The sequence below is a fragment of the Thioclava marina genome (genome assembly GCF_002020135.1).
In the GTDB taxonomy this organism is placed as follows: Bacteria; Pseudomonadota; Alphaproteobacteria; order Rhodobacterales; family Rhodobacteraceae; genus Thioclava; species Thioclava marina.
Window position 1 is genome coordinate 645,137 of record NZ_MPZS01000002.1, and the last position, 17,636, is coordinate 662,772.

General features: G+C 64.4%; 19 protein-coding genes and 1 tRNA gene. 3 read left to right on the top strand and 17 right to left on the bottom strand.

Going from position 1 to position 17,636, the window contains the following annotated elements:
• Positions 1-22: 22 nt before the first annotated feature.
• The 5 genes from BMG00_RS17655 to BMG00_RS13245 form a co-directional block, all read right to left on the bottom strand.
• The gene (locus tag BMG00_RS17655) at positions 23-658 is read right to left on the bottom strand and encodes an invasion associated locus B family protein (RefSeq protein WP_158521733.1); all 636 of its coding nucleotides are present in this window, start codon (positions 656-658) and stop codon (positions 23-25) included.
• A gap of 14 nt (positions 659-672) precedes the next feature.
• Positions 673-2,238: a ShlB/FhaC/HecB family hemolysin secretion/activation protein gene (locus BMG00_RS13230; protein ID WP_158521734.1), complete on the bottom strand. Its 1,566-nt coding sequence runs from the start codon at positions 2,236-2,238 to the stop codon at positions 673-675.
• Positions 2,235-2,702, bottom strand: a complete 468-nt coding sequence (locus BMG00_RS13235; RefSeq protein ID WP_158521735.1) for an invasion associated locus B family protein — start codon at positions 2,700-2,702, stop codon at positions 2,235-2,237. The genes BMG00_RS13230 and BMG00_RS13235 overlap by 4 nt, the downstream gene beginning before the upstream one ends.
• Positions 2,703-3,263: 561 nt before the next feature.
• The gene (locus BMG00_RS13240; protein ID WP_078574681.1) at positions 3,264-4,250 is read right to left on the bottom strand and encodes a type I glyceraldehyde-3-phosphate dehydrogenase; all 987 of its coding nucleotides are present in this window, start codon (positions 4,248-4,250) and stop codon (positions 3,264-3,266) included.
• An 83-nt stretch (positions 4,251-4,333) separates the two neighbouring features.
• Positions 4,334-5,425: a transglutaminase-like domain-containing protein gene (locus BMG00_RS13245; RefSeq protein ID WP_078574682.1), complete on the bottom strand. Its 1,092-nt coding sequence runs from the start codon at positions 5,423-5,425 to the stop codon at positions 4,334-4,336.
• Between the two features lie 169 nt (positions 5,426-5,594).
• On the opposite strand from BMG00_RS13245, the gene BMG00_RS13250 reads away from it, so the two are divergent.
• Together BMG00_RS13250 and BMG00_RS13255 are read left to right on the top strand one after the other, a co-directional pair.
• Positions 5,595-6,062, top strand: coding sequence for a GNAT family N-acetyltransferase (locus BMG00_RS13250; RefSeq protein ID WP_078529444.1), 468 nt, complete (start codon positions 5,595-5,597; stop codon positions 6,060-6,062).
• A 41-nt stretch (positions 6,063-6,103) separates the two neighbouring features.
• Positions 6,104-6,180: transfer RNA gene (locus BMG00_RS13255), tRNA-Arg, on the top strand.
• A gap of 49 nt (positions 6,181-6,229) precedes the next feature.
• Here BMG00_RS13255 and speB read toward each other — a convergent pair.
• The 7 genes from speB to BMG00_RS13290 all read right to left on the bottom strand — a co-directional run bounded on the left by speB (position 6,230) and on the right by BMG00_RS13290 (position 12,219).
• A complete protein-coding gene (gene speB / locus BMG00_RS13260) occupies positions 6,230-7,198 on the bottom strand; it encodes an agmatinase (RefSeq protein WP_078574683.1) in 969 nt (322 codons plus the stop codon).
• 9 nt (positions 7,199-7,207) lie between these two features.
• Positions 7,208-7,954, bottom strand: coding sequence for an SDR family NAD(P)-dependent oxidoreductase (locus BMG00_RS13265; protein WP_078574684.1), 747 nt, complete (start codon positions 7,952-7,954; stop codon positions 7,208-7,210).
• Positions 7,951-8,712 carry an SDR family NAD(P)-dependent oxidoreductase gene (locus BMG00_RS13270; protein ID WP_078529395.1) on the bottom strand — a complete coding sequence of 254 codons (762 nt, stop codon included), beginning with the start codon at positions 8,710-8,712 and terminating at the stop codon, positions 7,951-7,953. Before BMG00_RS13270 ends, BMG00_RS13265 begins: the two co-directional genes overlap by 4 nt.
• Positions 8,712-9,491 carry a creatininase gene (locus BMG00_RS13275; RefSeq protein ID WP_211274137.1) on the bottom strand — a complete coding sequence of 260 codons (780 nt, stop codon included), beginning with the start codon at positions 9,489-9,491 and terminating at the stop codon, positions 8,712-8,714. The genes BMG00_RS13270 and BMG00_RS13275 overlap by 1 nt, the downstream gene beginning before the upstream one ends.
• The gene (locus BMG00_RS13280) at positions 9,488-10,276 is read right to left on the bottom strand and encodes an ABC transporter ATP-binding protein (protein WP_078574685.1); all 789 of its coding nucleotides are present in this window, start codon (positions 10,274-10,276) and stop codon (positions 9,488-9,490) included. The genes BMG00_RS13275 and BMG00_RS13280 overlap by 4 nt, the downstream gene beginning before the upstream one ends.
• A complete protein-coding gene (locus BMG00_RS13285; protein ID WP_078574686.1) occupies positions 10,276-11,088 on the bottom strand; it encodes an ABC transporter permease in 813 nt (270 codons plus the stop codon). Before BMG00_RS13285 ends, BMG00_RS13280 begins: the two co-directional genes overlap by 1 nt.
• 66 nt (positions 11,089-11,154) lie before the next feature.
• Positions 11,155-12,219: an ABC transporter substrate-binding protein gene (locus tag BMG00_RS13290; protein ID WP_078574687.1), complete on the bottom strand. Its 1,065-nt coding sequence runs from the start codon at positions 12,217-12,219 to the stop codon at positions 11,155-11,157.
• A 145-nt stretch (positions 12,220-12,364) separates the two neighbouring features.
• Between BMG00_RS13290 and BMG00_RS13295 the strand changes: the two genes are divergently transcribed.
• A complete protein-coding gene (locus BMG00_RS13295; protein ID WP_158521736.1) occupies positions 12,365-12,988 on the top strand; it encodes a TetR/AcrR family transcriptional regulator in 624 nt (207 codons plus the stop codon).
• A gap of 33 nt (positions 12,989-13,021) precedes the next feature.
• Here BMG00_RS13295 and BMG00_RS13300 read toward each other — a convergent pair whose 3' ends face one another.
• The 5 genes from BMG00_RS13300 to BMG00_RS13320 all read right to left on the bottom strand — a co-directional run bounded on the left by BMG00_RS13300 (position 13,022) and on the right by BMG00_RS13320 (position 17,635).
• A complete protein-coding gene (locus BMG00_RS13300) occupies positions 13,022-13,969 on the bottom strand; it encodes an asparaginase (RefSeq protein ID WP_078574689.1) in 948 nt (315 codons plus the stop codon).
• A 5-nt stretch (positions 13,970-13,974) separates the two neighbouring features.
• On the bottom strand, positions 13,975-14,520 hold the full coding sequence (locus BMG00_RS13305) for a biotin transporter BioY (protein WP_078529383.1): 546 nt from the start codon (positions 14,518-14,520) through the stop codon (positions 13,975-13,977).
• Entirely contained in the window at positions 14,521-15,135 is a 615-nt protein-coding gene (locus tag BMG00_RS13310) for an energy-coupling factor transporter transmembrane component T family protein (protein WP_078574690.1), read from the bottom strand.
• Entirely contained in the window at positions 15,110-15,856 is a 747-nt protein-coding gene (locus tag BMG00_RS13315) for an energy-coupling factor ABC transporter ATP-binding protein (RefSeq protein WP_078574691.1), read from the bottom strand. The genes BMG00_RS13310 and BMG00_RS13315 overlap by 26 nt, the downstream gene beginning before the upstream one ends.
• Before the next feature lie 138 nt (positions 15,857-15,994).
• The gene (locus BMG00_RS13320; RefSeq protein WP_078574692.1) at positions 15,995-17,635 is read right to left on the bottom strand and encodes a BCCT family transporter; all 1,641 of its coding nucleotides are present in this window, start codon (positions 17,633-17,635) and stop codon (positions 15,995-15,997) included.
• Position 17,636 lies beyond the last annotated feature (1 nt).

Genomic DNA, 17,636 nt, shown 5'->3' on the forward strand with positions numbered 1-17,636 from the left:
CCCCACGGGCCGCGTCAGACACTTAGCCTTCGGCTTTCTTCAGAACTTCGAGAGCCTTGCTGAAGTCCTTGGTGCTGACGCGCAGCACGATCGGCTTTCCGGTCGCGGTCGGCTTGTAGCCAAACAGGATCGCCGGGTTCTCGTCGAAGAGTTTCAGCTCGTCTGCGGAAAGCGGCGCGGCGGCCTCGCAGATACCGTTGAGGCAGGTCTGCCAGACCATGTCGCGCTGCTTGAGGTCTTCCTTGTTTTCGAAACGGTAGACCGCGCCGCCGGGCAGATAGACACCCATCGGCACCTGCGCGATCAGCACCGCGCCATCCTTGGCGGGCATCGCGATGAACCGGGCGAGAAGCTGGTTGGAGCTCTTGACGCGCTGCTCCTGCACGAGCTGACACACCGTCTTTTTCACGGTCGCGGCCTGGCAAGACAGGATCCAGTCGCCAAAGGCCGTGTTGTTGGCGATGTCGGCCACTTCGGTCGGCGCGGTGGTTTCTGCCGCCTGCGCCATGGTCTCGGGCTTGGCGGCGGGCTTGGTCGCATCCTTCGCTGCGGTCTCGGCCCAGCCAGCCGGAGCGAGGCAGGTCAACGCGAGCGCCCCCGCGGCAAGCCCCTTCGCGATCCGCGACCGCGTCACGCCCTTGTCTTCCATCCAGTTCATTCGCTCATTTCTCCTCAGAATTTGTAATCGAGCCCGACATAAACCGTCGGCTTGCCCACATCGGTAAACCCAAGCGTTTCCTTCAGCGGCACACCGACACTTGCCAGCATTGCCGTCTTCTCCTTCAGCATCACCGCCGCGCCGACCCCGGCCGAGGCCAGCACGTCCTGACTGGAGTCGAACCCGCCCGACTGGCGGTAGGGAACGATCACGGCCGCATCGATGAAGGCGAAAGGACGCACGTTCAGCTTGCCTTCCATCAGGCTCCAGGGCTGGGCGCGCGAGAGCTGGAGGTTCAGCACGAGACCGGAATCGCCACCGCGCACCTCGCTCGGATAGCCGCGCACGCTGCCCGCGCCACCCGCGGTGATCAGCCGCGAGACTGGCAGGTTCTGGCCCGGAGCTATCTGGTAGGTCGCGGTCGCGTCGAATTGCAGCCGCTCGCCCAGCCGCGTGCTCAGGGAGGCATCGCCATAAACCAGCTGGTAAGAGCCCTCGGTTTCGGAAGTGCCTTTCGCATCCGCCCGTCCGATCCGTGCACCTATGCCGAAACTGATCTGCGTCCGTGGCCATTGCCGGTAGAAACGCCCGACCGCGTAGATCTCGCGCAGCGTGATGTCGGAAAACCCGAGCGTCCCCGCCTTCGAGCGGTTGCGTCCCGCATCAACCCCGGCCTCGATGGTGAAATAGCGATCGGGACGGATCTTGACGGGCTGGCGGTAGTTGATCGTGAACTCGGTCGAATCCGAGGTGATCTGGACCGGGGTGAACTCGCCGCCGATGATCGAGCTGTTCGACGAGCTGATCGCGCCGGTGATCACGCCCCCGCGCGTGCCGATGGGCCGAGAATAACCCAATGACAGCGCATAAGCCCCTTGCGATTTCTGCGCCTGGAACGAGAGCGCATCGCGCACGCCCGAGACGTTCGACCAGCGCAGGAAGACCGAGGCGCGCTCGCGCCCGGTTTCGGGGCGGCCGTAATTGTCGAGCGAGAGCGTGGCGGCAAAGCGCTTGGGCGGCTCACCATAGATCGTGGCGATGGTCGTGCCCGGCTCGGTACCGGGGGAGAATTTCAGCGAGGGCTGGATGTCATAGGACAGATCGAACACCCGCAGCTCGCGCGAGATCTGGTCGAAATCGGGCTTCTGGCCAGGGGTGACGCTGATCCGGTCGTTGAGGAAGGTCGGGTTGGTGCGCGGGAAACCGTCGATGCGCACGCTTTCGATCTTCGCCTCGATCAGCGCGACATGGAGCACCCCGTTGCGGATTTCCTGCGGCGGCAGGATCGGTTCCGCCGTGGGCACGCCCTGTGTCAGGTACAGCCGCTTGATCTCCGCGATCATCGCTTGCAGATCGGCAAAGCTGATGGGGCGTCCGGTGTAGCGGTCGGCAACCTCCTGAAGCTGATCGGGCGTGAGATAGCTCGAGGGATCGAAGACCACCTTGCTCAGGGTAAAGGTCTGAACCGGCGTTGCCTGCGCGGCGGGCTGTTGCTCTGCGCGCGCCTGCGACGGCAGCACAAGCGGCGACAGGGCGAGCACGGCGCCGAAAAGCGCGAGAGAAAAGATCCACGGTCTCACGGTGCACCATCCCCCTCGCCGGCGCGTTCGAGTGCCTTGGTCAGACCCATCAGTGAAACGTCGAAGCTGATCGGCGGCACATTGGGTGCTGGCCGGTAGGTCAGGGTGGCGGACGAAGCGCGTTTCCAGCCCGCGAGCCCCTGCGCGTCGAGGTCGAGCCGCGCTTCGCAAGCACCAGGAACACATTGGATGAGGCGCAACTCTTGCGCCTTGTGACCCGGCACTTGCGCAAACGCGCCCGAGCCGAGATGGATCTGCTGCGGCAATAGCACCTGCAAGCGCACGCCCCCCTTGTCTGCGGGCTGCACCCGCAACGTCGCCAGCCAGGTCCGGTCCTTCGCGAAAGTCGTCGTCGATGCGATGCAGGGTTGCGGGGTGCCGGGACAGGTCGCGGACCAGTCTCGGAACGCCCAGCTCTGCGGCGCAGCATCAGCGGAACTCGAAAAGAGGGTGATCCCGACCACACACAGGACCGCCCGCGTCAAAGACACTCGAACCAAATCCGCCGTCAGACATTCAAACATGCGCAACCCATTTGAAAACGGCCCGGAGGCCGAGACAAATGGTCAAAACGCCTGGACCGGATTTACGGCATATCCACGGTGATGACCGACACCGTGCGTCTTCAGACACGAAAAGGTTAATTTTGGGTGCGACGTTTTGTCAATGCATTCTGGGCCAAGAAAAAAAGGGGTGCGAGCGGGCAACACCCCGTTCATGCGTCGCAGTTTGCGAAAATACGGAGGTCTGAATTTCGCCTGCGTAACCGATGAGCCGCAGAAAACGGCTGGCCCGGACGACAGGCCAGCTCACGCCGTATCACGCGTCTGTGCGTTAATTTCAAGGCTTTCTCAGTGCACAGGGATCGCGTCGCGACCGGATCGGAAACTTGTTTTTCGAAGGTCACCCTTCTGTCACAAACCTTTTCAACCTGCGAAGGTCATGGCCCGAACGCCGTCGAGGGCCGAGGCGTAAAAATTGCCCTAAGGTAAAGAAAGTGATCAAAACTCGCGCCGTGACCGCGCTCAGTTCATCCGAAGCGCCATATCGAGCATGCGATTGGAGAACCCCCACTCGTTGTCATACCAGCCAAATACTCGAATCAAACCGTGATTGGTCGCACGCGTTTCCGGCAGCGCCATCACGACGCTTTCGGGCCGCGCGCGCAGATCCGTCGAGACGAGCGGGCGCTCGGTGACACCGATCACCGCACCGGGCGCCGCCGCCGCTTCGCGCAGCACCGCGTTGACCGCCTCGACCGATGCGGGACGCGCGACCGTCACCGCGAGATCCACCGCCGAGACGGAGGCGGTGGGCACACGCACCGCCTGCGCGATCAACCGGCCTGCAAGATCGGGCAGTACCTCTTCCATGAGGCGGCCCGCCGATGTCGTCGTCGGCACCATCGAGAGCGCCGCAGCGCGCGAGCGCTCCATCGGGCCGCGCGGTTTGTCGACCGTGGGCTGCGAACCCGTATAGCAATGCACCGTCGTCATCGAGCCGGTCACGATGCCGAATGCCGCATCGAGCAGCCGCGCGAGCGGCGCCAGCGCATTCGTCGTGCAGCTCGCATTCGAGACGATCTTCTGCCCGTTGAGCGCCGCGTCATTGGCCCCAAGTACGACCGTGATCTCCGCCGCTTTCGATGGCCCCGAGACCAGCACCCGCGCCGCCCCCGCGGCCAGCCCTTGCCCTGCGATCTCCGCGCTGTCGGCGCGCCCCGTACATTCCATCACCAGATCGACGCCCGCCAAATCAAAAGACGAGATATCGGAGGCGCGATGGAGCGCGATGCGCCGCCCGTTCACCACGAGCGCGCCATCTTCAAGGCTCACCGTCCCGCGCCACGGACCGAAGACGCTGTCATATTCGAAGAGATAGGCGAGCATCTCGGGTGCTTCGATATCGTTGACGCCCGTGATCTCGAGCCCCGGCCAGCGCTCGGGCGCCTCCGCCCAAGCCCGCAGGACCGAACGTCCGATCCGCCCGAAACCGTTGATGAAAACACGCATCGCGCACCTCCTGCTTCGCCCTTACCCCCGCGCGGGGCAAAGGGGAAGCGCGCGATTGTCACCGATACGGGCCCGCCTGGTCCTCAGGCGGCGATTTCGCGCACCGTGATCTCGTAGGTGAAGCTCGCCGGGTCGAGACTGTCGCGCCGCACCCCGTCCAGCTCCGCCTGCGGATACATCAGGTAGGGAACCTTGGGCCCATCCGAGCCGGGCAGCGTCACGTCATGCGCATAGTTATAGGCCACCCAGTTGCCTTCCCACGCCCCGAACAGAGCGCGGCGCACATCGACCACTTTCGGATCGTCGAGCTTGAGATTTCCGGGCGGTTCTTCGAGCATCACCTTGCGCACATCGGCGGGGTCCACCGGCACCCAGCCATGCGCGTCGAGGTAGACCTCGGCGCGGCAATGCTGGGCCTTGGTGATATCGGCCAACTTCGCACCGAGGCTCTTGTAACCGAACCGCGAAGGCGCGACGCGCAGGCCATAGACATCGCGCGCCGGAAGCCCTGCCGCCCGCGCCAGCCCTACGAAGAGCGCGTTGAGATCGGCGCATTTGCCACTCAGATCGCCCATCGTCAGCATCGAAGCGATATCGCCCAGACCGCAGCCCCGTGTCTTCGGGTTGCGCGCAGTGTTCTCGACGATCCATTCATAGATCGCGCGCGCCTTCTCGAGATCGCCGCGCTTGCCACGGGTGATCTCGTCGGCGGTCTCACGCACGATCCCGTCGGTCGGCAGCAGATCGGTCGGCGCGAGGTAACGCGCGCGTTCGTCCGCGCTCAGCGGAGTGACCTCCTGCGCCGCGTCGAGATCGACGACGAAATCCTGCGTCGAGGCGATGGCGACGAGCACCAGTTCGCGCGGAGCGTCGGACGGGCCCCAGACCGCATGAAGCATGCGTGTACCCTTTTCGGGGTCGACCACCAGTTCGGTGCTTTGCGCCCCGCTCGTCCAGCTCGCCTCGCCCGGTTTCATCCAGCCCGCCTCATGGACCGACGGCACCGGCAACCAGAGCTGCGCGCCCTTGTCGCTTGCGGGGAGCGTGACCTTGGTGACCAGCTCGAACTTGCGCCAGCCCTCGGGCTTCGGCGTGAAGGCCGCCAGCGACATGCGCGGCATCATCATCATGCCCATCGCTGCCGCACCGCATTGCATCAGGTTGCGTCTGTTCATCGCCTTGCCTCCGGCTGTGTCCGCGTTGGCGAAACTTCTAGGACCGCCACCGGCACACCACAACCTCGCACCCGCCGTGGCACGCAAAGAAATTTCTGCGATTGCGCTCGGCAGGCGCTGAACTATCTTGCCCCGGTCATCGACGCGCCTGCACGAAGGATAGCCCGGCATGAGCACCGACATCACCATCGCCCGCGAAACCCCGCTCGGCCCCGATCTGACCGAGCTTCACGCGCGTCATACCGCTGCGATGCATGCCGACACCCCGCCCGGTTCGATCCACATGCTGCCCGCCGATGCGCTGGCCGCGCCCGAGATCGCCTTTTTCGTGATGCGCCGCGCAGGTACGCCCGTGGGGATGGGCGCCTTCAAGCGGATGTCGGCGCAGGAGGCCGAGATCAAGTCGATGCATGTGCTCTCGGAGCTGCGTGGACAGGGGCTCGCGCGGGTGATGCTCGATCACCTCATCAGCGAGGCCCGCGCCGAGGGGATCACCCGGCTCAGCCTGGAAACCGGAGCACAGGCCTCCTTCGAGGCGGCGCGTCAGCTCTACCTGCGCGCGGGCTTCACGGAATGCCCGCCCTTCGCCAGCTACCGCCCCGATCCCAACTCGGTCTTCCTGACACGCACGATCTGAGCTTGCACGCCCGGGCGTGATCGCGCATTTAAGGGTCGCGCGGTCCCTTAGCTCAACTGGATAGAGCAGCTGACTTCTAATCAGCAGGTTGAGGGTTCGAGTCCTTCAGGGATCGCCAGTTTTTTCCGACAGGCGCGAGCAGGCATATCCGCCCTCGCCCACCGTGTTCAGGCCCGAGCCGCAACCTGCTCGGCAATGATGCAGAGCAGCTCGAACATCACCGTCGCGCCGAGATAGGCCGTGCCCCCCGCGGAGTCGAAGGGCGGAGAGACCTCGACGAGATCGGCCCCGACGACCTTCACACCCTTCAGTTCGCGCACCACCTGCAAGGCCTGATAAGAGTTCGGCCCGCCGATCTCGGGCGTGCCGGTTCCCGGCGCGAAAGCGGGGTCGATGAAGTCGATGTCATAGGAGATATAGGTGTCGCCCTGCCCGACGATCTCGCGCGCCTCCGCCATCACGTCTTCGACGCCGCGAGCGTGGAATTCCTCGATCGGGATCACGCGGATGCCGACAGAGCGGGCGAAATCACGATCCTCCTGATCGTAGGTCGAACCGCGAATGCCGATTTGGCAGACCCGCTTGGGATCGAGCAGGCCTTCCTCGACCGCGCGGCGGAAGGGCGTGCCATGGGTGTACATCATCCCGTTGAAGTAGGAATGGAAGAGGTCGGTATGGCTGTCGAAATGGATCATGCCCACCGGCGCTTTTGCCGCCACCGCGCGCAGAACCGGCAGTGAGGTCAGGTGATCTCCGCCTGCCGTCAGCGGCACGATTCCGGCCTCGAGAACGCGCGTGTAAAACCGCGTGATCCGGCCCATCGCATCCTGAATATCGGCGGGATTGGGCGAGACATCCCCGAGATCTGCGCAGTTCGCCAACTCGAAGGGGCGCACACGGGTCGCTCCGTTCTCGGCGCGCAACATCGAGGACATGTCACGAAGCTGGCGCGGCCCGTGACGCGGGCCGGGACGGTTCGTGGTACCGCTATCCCACGGCACGCCGATCAGGCCGATCTGCACCTCGGAGAGGCGCGCGTCGTCGAGCCCGACATGGGGCAGGCGCATGAAGGTCGGGATACCGGCGTAACGCGGCATCTCCATTGCGGAAACGGGGAGGAAGAAGGGATCGTTCATCGTGGGTCCTCAGGTCATCGCGCTGCCGCCATTCACGCCGAAGACCTGCCCGGTGATGAACCCGGCGCCGGGTCCGGCGAGAAAGACCGCCATCGCTGCTATTTCCTCGGGCGCTCCAAAGCGTCCGAGTGGGGTGTCGAGATCCTTGGCCAAGGCCTCGGGGCTCATGTTCTCGGGGCTCGTCATGTCGGTCACGGTCGAGCCCGGTGCGATCGCGTTCACGAGGATCGCGGGCGCAAGCTCGCGCGCGAGCGAGCGGGTCAGGCTGACCACGCCCCCCTTGGAGGCGGCATAGGCCGAGAGCCCCTCGCGGCCCAGATGCGCCAGATCCGAGGCGATGGTGATGATCCGCCCGGCCTTGGTCTTGGCCGCGCTCATCCGGCGCGCCGCCTCGCGCGTGGTCAGGAAACTGCCGCGCAGGTTCACCGCGATCACCCGGTCAAACTGCTCGACCGGCATCTCGGTGATCGGGGCTTCGCGCAAGATACCCGCATTGGCCACGACGATATCGGGGGAACCAAGGCGTTCCTCCACCGCATCGAAAAACGCGACCACATCGGCCTCGACAGACACATCGGCCGTGAAGGCGAAGGCAGGTCCGAGGGCTGAAAGCTCGGCCTCGGCGCGGCCCGCACGCGGATCGCCCGGATGGCAGATCGCCACGCGCGCGCCCTCGGCCGCGAGCGCCTTGGCGATCGCAAAACCGATGCCGCGCGTGCCTCCGGTGACGAGAGCGGTCTTTCCCGAAAGCGTCATTGCAGGATCTCTCCGCGGTCGATGGAAATGGCTTGCCCGGTGATATTGGCCGCCGCGTCCGAAGCGAGGAAGAGGTAAAGCCCCGCGACGTCCTTGGGCTCCATCAGTCCGCCGATGGATTGCGCCGCCATCACCTCGCCCAGAAGCTCGAACTCGGGTCGGCCGGTCGATCGCGACATCGCAGCAAGCGAGGCCATCGCCGCATCGGTTTTCACCCAGCCCGGGCAGACCGCGTTCACCGTGATCTCGCGCGGGCCAAGCTCGCGCGCCCAGGTGCGCGCCAGCCCGATCATCGCGTGTTTCGAGGCGGCATAGGCGGAAAACTCCGGCACCGAGGTCTTGCCCCAGATCGAGGAGGTCAGGATCACCCGCCCCCTGTCGCGGATGCGTGAGACCAGAGCGCGCGTCACGTTCTGCGTGCCGGTGACATTGACCGAGATCACCCGCTCGAAAGTCTCGTCGGTCGCGGGTGTGGGACCGTTGAGCGGCGTCGGGCGTTCCATCCCGGCATTGTTCACCAGCACGTCGAGGCTCTCGATACCCAAGAGCGCATCGGCCAGCGCGGCTCGATCGGAGATGTCGCACAGGATCGGGGTCGCGCCGAGCGCGCTGGCCGCCGCAAAGACCTCTTCACTCTCGGCCAGGATCGTCAGATCGGCTCCGGCCTTCGCGAAGCCTTCTGCGATGCCGTAGCCAATGCCTCGGCTCGCCCCGGTGACCAGCACGCGCGTGCCGCTGTAATCGAAAGAGGCGCGCATCAGCCGAGCTCGTAGAATTCGTGTTTCACGGCGGCCGAGATGTCGCGCAGATATTGCGAGGCGATCAGCGCGCCTTTCTCGGGGCTGGCGCCCTTGGCCGAGATCAGCGAGCCCTCTTTCGCGACCCACTCGCGACGCGGCGGCCAGGTGTCGTAGCAGGGCGCATCGGCGGGTGCGTTGTCGGGTACCTTGTCGAAGAGCACCAGATCGGGGCGGTAATGCATCATCAGCGAGGTCTCGAGCACGGCGGCATGTTCCAGCTCGATCCCCGGGTAGCCGTCGGGGAAAACCTGCCCGAGCGTCTCTTCGGTCAGGAACTCCCAATGTTGGAGACACATCACCCGCACGCCCTTGTCACCGACCTCGCGCATCGCGAGGTCGATCCCCTCGTTGAGGAACCAGAGGTTCTCGTAATTGCCGTCGAGTACGCAGATCCGGCGTGCGCCATGGCGCACGAGTTCGCGGATGATATCGCGGATGATGCTGCTCAGCGTCTGCCCGTCGAGCCCGGTCGAGCCGGGAAAGAACGGCCCGCCTGCCGAGCGCGTCATCGACTTGTAGCCATAGGTGACGGGCGCCGCGACCACGCCGCCCACCGCCTCGGCCACATCCTTCGCGATCGCCGAGGGCACGAGATAGTCGAGCCCCATCGGCAAATGCGGCCCGTGCTGCTCGAGCGCGCCAGTGGGAATGAAGACGACCGGGTTCGATTTCAACGCCTCGGCATATTCGGGCCAGGTCATTTCCGGCATCACATGGGTGCGCATCGTCTTGCTCATTCGTGTTGTCCTTCTTCGCGCATCAGGCGCATGATCTTGCGTTCCAGCTCGGCATAGCCGGGCGTCTGAACCAGCTCTTCCTTGGAGCGGATACGGCCACCGGATTTGAAGGCGGGGATGATCTCTTCCTTCACCCGGCCGGGATGGGCGGAGAGAAAGACGATCTTGTCGGCAAGGAAGATCGCCTCCTCGATGTCATGGGTGACGATGATCATGCCGGTCTGGGCCTGTTCGGCCACGTCGATCATCAGTTCCTGCATCTGCCAGCGGGTCTCGGCATCGAGAGCGCCGAAGGGCTCGTCCATCAGCAGAAGTTCGGGCCCGTTGGCGAGCGTACGCGCAATGGCAACGCGCTGGCGCATTCCGCCCGAGAGCTGGGAGGGATAGGCGTCGAGGAATTTCGACAGGCCCACGAGACGGATGAAATGCTCCGCCCGCTCGCGCCGTTCGGCGGCGGGCACGCCGTTGATCTTCATGCCGAACTCGACATTGCGGCGCACCGAAAGCCAGTCGAAGGAGGTATAGGCCTGAAAGACCATCCCGCGGTCGCGCCCGGGGCCGGTGACCGGCGTCTCTCCCAGGGTGATCGCGCCACCCGTCGGCGTCTCAAGCCCCGCGATCATCCGCAGCACCGTCGATTTGCCGCAGCCCGAGGGACCGAGCAGGACCACGATCGAATTGCGCTCGACCTCGAAGGAGACCTTGTCGACGGCGGTCAGTTCCCGCCCCTTCGCAAGCGCGAAGGTCTTGGAGACCTCATCGAGATGAAGAACAGCCGAGCTCATCAGCGTTTCTCCTGAAGATAGGGGAAGAGCCAGCGATGCGCGGCCTTGAAGAGCAGGTCGAACAGAAGACCCAGCGCCCCGATGACGATGATCCCCGAGAGGATCTCGTCTGTCTTCAGGAAGCGCCGCGCACGCATCATCATCGCACCGATACCGGTGGTCGAGGCGACGATCTCGGCAATCACGAGATAGGTCCAGGTCATCGCCAGCATCTGTCGCATTGCGGTGACGATCTCGGGCAGGACGGCGGGCAGCACCACGTTAAGCACCGTCACCTTGCGGTTCGCGCCCAGCGTCAGCGCGGTCTCGATCAGCTCTTTGCGCACGGTCTTCGTGTGATCCATCACCAGCGTGATCAGGAAGAACACCACCCCGAGGAACAGGAGCGCCAGTTTCGGCGCCTCGCCCGTGCCGAACCACATCAAGAGGATCGGGATGAAAGAGGGCGCGGGCAGGTAGCGCCAGGCCGAGACGAAGGGCGCGAAGATCGCCTCGATGGCGGGAAAGGTTCCCATCATCACGCCCAGCGGGACCGAGAGCGCGCTCGCCATCGCGAAGGCCAGCACCACGCGCCAGACCGAGATTCCGATATCGCCGATGAAGCCGCGATCGACGAAGAGGTTCCAGGTGGTCTCGAAGACCTGCACCGGCGAGGGCACGAGCAGCGGGTTCACCATGCCGCTCTCCGAGGCGATCAGCCAGATGCCGAAGAACAGCACCCAGATGGCGATGGCCGAGAGCACGGCCTGTCGGCGCGAAACGGGGCGCCGAACTTCGAGAAAACGCGGTTTATGCGGGCTGGGGTGACGCATGTCAGAGCCTGTCTTGATCAGATACGGACGCCGCCCTTGGTGGGGATGGGCGACGTCCGCAGGGGTTTACTCGTTCGGACCGAAGGACTGGCGGTAGCCAGAGGCCACGAGGTCCCCCATCAGCGAGCAGTCGATGGCCGAGGTCACGTCGACCTTGTTGGTCATCAACCCGAGCTTGATCCACCAGTCATTGGTGAGTGCGGCCGCCTCCGGCATGAAGCCGTTCTTCAGGCCAAGCGGCATGTCACCCTCGAGCACGCCACAGGCTTTCGCGGATTCGTCGAAGTCGAACATGTAGATGCCGCCCTCGAAGCTCTTGCCGTTGGTGCCGATGACATACCCGATATCCTCGGCCGGCCATTGCAGGAAATCGGCCAGCATCTGGTTGGTTTCCTCGACATGGTCGTGCCAGTAGCCCAGACCCTCCCAGCGCGCCTTGAGCACTGCAAGCGCCGCATCGCGGTCCTTCGCGATGAAGTTCTTGTTCATGTAGAGCGCATCCATGAAGATCCCGGTTTGCAGGACCTCGGGCTTGGACGTGTCGGTGACGCTTTTCGCGCCCGGGCTCGCCTCGAGAACTTTCGAGATCCAGGGCTCGTACATATAGGCCGCCGAAAGATCGCCCGAGAGCATCGGTCCCACTGCCTCATCGGCATTGAGGTTGACCCATTCGACATCACCCGGCGCGATCCCTTCCCCGTCGAGCCAGACACCCATCAGGAGCTGGCCGATATAGGCCTGCGGGGCGGCGACCTTCTTGCCCTTGAGATCGGCGGCGGTCACATCGGGGGCAAGGATCACGTGATCCACACCGTAAGAGGGGTTGAGCAGCGCGACATTGACGACGTCGGTTCCGCGATCGGCCACCAGCGGCGTATAATCCGCGGTGCAGCCGTAGACATCGACCTGCCCCGCCGCGAGCGCCGCATGGCCGCCGAGCGGGTCTTCGAAGATCGTGATGTTCAGGTCGTAATCGGGGATGAGGTCTTTCTGTTTGGCAACCTCAAGCATCGCGTAGCCCGGCCAGGAGACGCAGACGCCGACATTGACGGTTTCTTTTGCGAAGGCGGCGGTGGTGCTCAATGCGGCGGCGAGCGTCGCGGCCGGAAGGAGGAGCGGAAGAGTACGCATGATTCGATCCTCTGTGCGTGATGGCTTCTGTCACAATCTTTGTCTCGAAAAATTTTTTAGGCAATAAAAAATTTTTCTGGCTTAATCTTTCTTGTCCCTTCAAGCTGGACGCGTTAGTCAAGGCTGAATTCAAGGAGGCTCCCTCGTGTCCGGGTTGAGAGAAAAGCAGAAGGCAGATCGACGCCGCCGAATCCTCGAAGCGGCGCGCAAGCTCTTTGCCAAGGCCGGTCCCGACGCGACCACGATCGAGGCGATCGCCGACGCGGCCGGGGTCTCGGGCGTGACCGTGCACAATTACTACGGAACGAAATCCGGCGTGTTGCTGGCCCTTGTGGCCGAGAGCGACCGGGAGCTCCTGGAAAAGATGGCGCGTGAATTGCCCGGGCAAAGCGACGATGTGATCGACCTCGCACGCCGCTTCGCCGCGATCATCCGCGACCACGCGATCACCTTCCTCGACAAGGAGATCTGGCGGCAGGTCTTCGCCGCCTCCATCGCCGAGGCGAATTCGCGCTTCGGCAAATCCTATCACTCGCTCGACCATCAACTCGCGCTGGTACTGGTGCGCGAGATCGAGGTGCTTCAGGCGCGGGACGCGGTCTCTCCGGACGTTTCGGCCTATGATCTCGGCAAGGCGATCTTCAGCCTTCAGAACATGCGTTTCGTGAATTTCATCTCTTTCGACGAGATGACAGATGTCGAAAGCGATGCGGCCTTTCTGCGTGACTTGCGCTCGATCTTCGGCGCCCTGCCCCCTGACCGGCGCTGACCACGCGCCATCGGCCGAAACGATCCCGCCAGTTCAAAGTTCGGGCGTCATCTCGCCGCAGAGTGCGCGACCGAGACGCGCCTGTTGAGCGTGCCGATCAGGACTGAAGGACAGCGCGTGGTTGAGCTTGGCGAAGGCGGCCTCGACGGTCATGTCGCGCCCGTCGATCACGCCGTGATCGCGCAGGACCGCGCCAGCTGCATAGGTTCCAAGCGCGATCCCACCCTCGGGACACTGGCTGACCGCGATGACCGGAATGGCGCGCGCTTGCGCGGTGGCGAGCGCCTGACGCAACCCAGCGGTATCTGGTGCGGTACCCGAGCCGTAGCAGCGCAACACGAGCCCGTCGCAGACCTGCGCGGCATGCTCGAAAAGGCTCTCTTCCATTCCCGGCGCCACGGCGAGAACGGCAATCCGCGCCGGAGCGATCGGGTGACGCCGGAGCGCAGCGCCCGGCTGGCGGGGCGGGATCTCCGAAGGGTCGGCATTGAAAGCGTCGAAAGCACGCGAATGGCTCTTGCGGACCCGCGCGCCATGCAGAAGGCGGCCTCCGAATTGCACCCAGACGCCGGGCTCGGCCGAGCGTGCAGCGTCGAGCGCATCAAGCAGGTTGCGTCCGCCATCCGAGCCCTCGACCGTCAGCGGCAACATCGCCCCCGTCACGATCACAGGCTTGCCCAAGCCCTCAAGCGCGAAGCACAGCGCGCCTGCGGTGTAGGCCAGAGTATCGGTGCCATGCGTCACGACGAACCCGTCGAAAGCGTCGTAATGGGTGGCGATCTCGCGGGCGATCCGGTCCCAGTCGGCAGGTGTTGCGTTCGCGCTGTCGATAAGCGGTGCGAAGGCGCGGATCTCCACGCCTTCGAACGCATCCGCGTGATCTGCGAGGAACCCCTCGATCACGCCGGACGCGGGTGCAAAACCATCAGGCGTGGCGATCATGCCGATCGTACCGCCGGTATGGATCAGCAGGATCGCCACGGTGCTCAGGCGCGCGAGAGCACGCTCGAGGGGCGCGCCTTGGCCAGAGCCGAGGTCAGCGCACCGGCGACCGCTGCCTTGATCAGGTCACCGGGGATGAAGACGAGCATCAGCGAGGTGCTCTCGGTCAGGCTCTTGCCAAGCGCGAGCGACAGACCCACGATCCCCATCGCATAGGACAGCACGATCCCGCCGAGGATCGAGGCCACGAAGACCGACACGGCGAGCGGCGGCTGGCGCCATTTCTCGACGATGAACCCGATGAGCCAGGCCGCGACCGGCCAGCTGAAGAGGAAACCGCCCGTCGGGCCGAAGAAGACGCCCAGACCGCCCCGGCCACCAGCCAGAAGCGGCAGGCCCACGGCCACGAGCAGAAGGAACAGAAGAACCGCCAGCGCCCCGCGTTTCGAGCCCAGCACCGCGCCGGCCAGCATGATCCCGAGGCTCTGCGCCGTGATCGGCACGCCAAAGCCCAGCGTGATCTTGGGGATCAGCCCCAGAACGGCGATCAGCGCCGCAAAAAGCGCGATCAGCGCGACATTCTTTTCCATCTAATTCTCCCTTTCAGATGTGAGCCCTCCCCGGGCCCGAAGCGCATCGCCGACATGGTCGGCGTCGTCAAGCGCAAGAAGCGTGAAGGGCAGCACGAGCCGCCAACTTGGCCGCCGTGTTGCCCGCGCACGCCAGCTCTCGGTCAGCCGCGTGCCCTTTCCCATGAGCACCGGCACCATCCGGATCACCAGCGCGATCGCGATCTCCAGCACCTGCGTCGGCATCCCGAGTTTGCGCAGCGGCGTACTCAGCCAGCTTACCACCGCGATCATGTCGCTCAGCCGCGTCGTCATCGACACCAGATTGGCCAGCGCCACCGCCGAGATCATCCGCATCACGATCATCAGCCCGTCGGCGATCTCTCCGATCACCACCTGCCAGATGCCGACGATCACGATGAAGGGCCAGAGCACCTTGAGCGCGCGCAGCCCCGAGCGCAGAAACGCCCGCCCCGGTGCGGCATAGGCGGCGAGGATCGTCAGAAGGATCGCCAGATGCGCGTAGGGGCTGGTGATGTAGAACAGCCCCAGCGTGCTCGCGCAGAGCCCCGCGAGCTTCAGGCCTGCGGGCCAGTCATGCGCGCGGGTCTTAACCGGAGAGGTCAGCGATATCATCGGCCTCTCCCTGTCGCGTCATCTCTTCGATATAGGCAGGCAGGACCTCGCCCACGGCGCCGTGCATCCGCAAGCGCCCCTGATCGAGCCAGAGGACCTCGTCATAGGTCTCGACCTCGCGCGGATCATGGGTGATCTGGATCAGCGTGCCGCGATAGAGCCCCAGATAACGCGCGAGCTGCGCCTTGGTCGGAATGTCGAGACCCGAGAAGGGTTCGTCGAGGATCAAAAGTTTCGGCGCCATCGCGCTCACCGCCATCAGGCACAGAAGCTGCTTCTGGCCCTGGCTGAGCGTCGTCACATAAGCATCGCGCCAGCCCTCTTTGTCGAAGCGTGTCAGCGTCTCGTGCGCCTGCGCTTCTGCGGCGCGCTTCGAGGCCCCTTGCTGGCGCAGCCCGAAGGCGATCTCCTCGAGCACGGTCGGGAAGATGATCTGGTGATCGGGGTTCTGGAACAGGATGCCCACTTCGCGCAGCGCCGCCTTGCGGTCGGTGGCAAGGTCGTAGCCATTGATCCGCAAACTCCCCTGCGTCGGTGCGATCAGCCCCGCGAGCAGCCGCGCCAGCGTCGATTTTCCCGATCCGTTGCGCCCGACGATCCCGATCCGGCGCGCGCGCGTCTCGACGGAAATATCTTGCAAAACCACGCGCCCTTCGAGCTCGTGGCCCAGAGCATCAAGCCGGAGATGACTCGCGGCGGGGATCGGATCAGTTCCGGACATGCGCGCGTGCTTACACGCAGCCGCGCGCGCTTTCCAGATGGCATTGGTCGTAGAGAAAGAACCTATGGCAGCCAGCCCCGGAACGAAAACGCGCGAGGCACCCCTGCCCCGCGCGCTTTCCCCTCAACTGAGCGATGCTCAGCGCGGTTCGCTGCGCAGTCCCTTGAAGATCGCCCAGCACATCACCAGGAGGACGAGCGTGAAGGGCAGCCCGGTCGAGATGACCATTGCCTGCAAAGCGCTCAGCCCGCCGCCGACAAGCAGCACGATCGCGACCGCGCCCTCGAACGTCGCCCAGAACACACGCTGCGGCACCGGTGCATCGACCTTGCCGCCCGCGGTGATCGTGTCGATCACGAGCGAGCCCGAGTCCGACGAGGTCACGAAGAACACGATGACCAGAACGATCGCGATGACTGAGGTGATCGAGCTCAGCGGCAGCCCTTCGAGCATCGCGAACAGCGACAGCGGCGGGTTGTAGCTGTCGATCACGTTCGCCTTCACCAGCGAGCCTGCCGGATCCGAGATCACCTGATCGATCGCCACGCCGCCGAAGACGGCCATCCAGAGCACGCAGACCAGCGAGGGGATCAGCAGCACGCAGATGATGAACTCGCGCACGGTGCGGCCGCGCGAGACGCGGGCGATGAACATGCCGACGAAGGGCGACCAGGAGATCCACCACGCCCAGTAGAACGCGGTCCAGCCGTCGCGATAGACGTCATCCGTGCGTCCGACCGGGTTCGAAAGGGGTATGATGTCCTTCGCATAGGCCAGAAGTCCTTTTCCGAAATCGGTGAAGATCGCCAGTGTCGGTCCGGCGAGGAGCACGAAGACCAGAAGCAGCGCAGCAATCCCCATGTTGATCTCCGACAGCAGCTTCACCCCGCCATCGAGACCCCGCAGAACCGAGAACAGCGCGATACCGGTGATAATAGTGATCAGGACGATCTGCACCGTGGTATTGATCGGCACGCCGAAGACGTGGTTCAGACCCGCATTGGCCTGCTGCGCGCCGAAGCCGAGCGAGGTCGCCAGACCGAAGAGCGTGGCAAACACCGCGAGGATGTCGATCACGTGGCCGGTCCAGCCCCAGATCTTCTCACCGAAGATCGGGTAGAACGCCGAGCGGATCGTCAACGGCAGCCCCTTGTTATAGGAGAAGAGCGCCAGCGCCAGCGCCACCACCGCATAGATCGCCCAGGGGTGCAGACCCCAGTGGTAGATCGTGGCCGCAAGGCCCATCTCCTTGGCCCGCTCGACATTGGCCGGGATCAGGTTGCCATCGGCGTCAAAGGGCGAAGGCGTGCCCAACGGCTGAGAGATCGCCATGTGGTAGACCGGCTCGAGCACACCGAAGAACATCAGGCCAATGCCCATGCCGGCGGCGAAGAGCATCGCGAACCAGCCGATATAAGTGTAGTCGGGCTCGGCATCCGTGCCGCCCAGGCGGACCGCGCCGTAGGGGCTCACGATCAGCGCGAGGCAGAAGATCACGAAGATGTCCGCGGCGCTCAGGAAGAACCAGTCGAAGGTCGAGGTCAGCCAGGGGCGCATCGCCCCGAAGACCGCGCTCGCCTGCTCGGGCAGGGCCAGCGCGTAGAAGACGAAGGCCACGATGGTCAGTGCGGAGACCAGAAAGACCGGGTTGTGAACGTCGAAACCGAAGGGACCGAGCTGCCCCTCCAGATTGTCCTGACCGATTTCGTAATCGGTGTCGATGATTTGGGTTTCCCCCTCCGGGGCAGGTATTCCCTGAATGTCCTCAGGTTCGGCCATA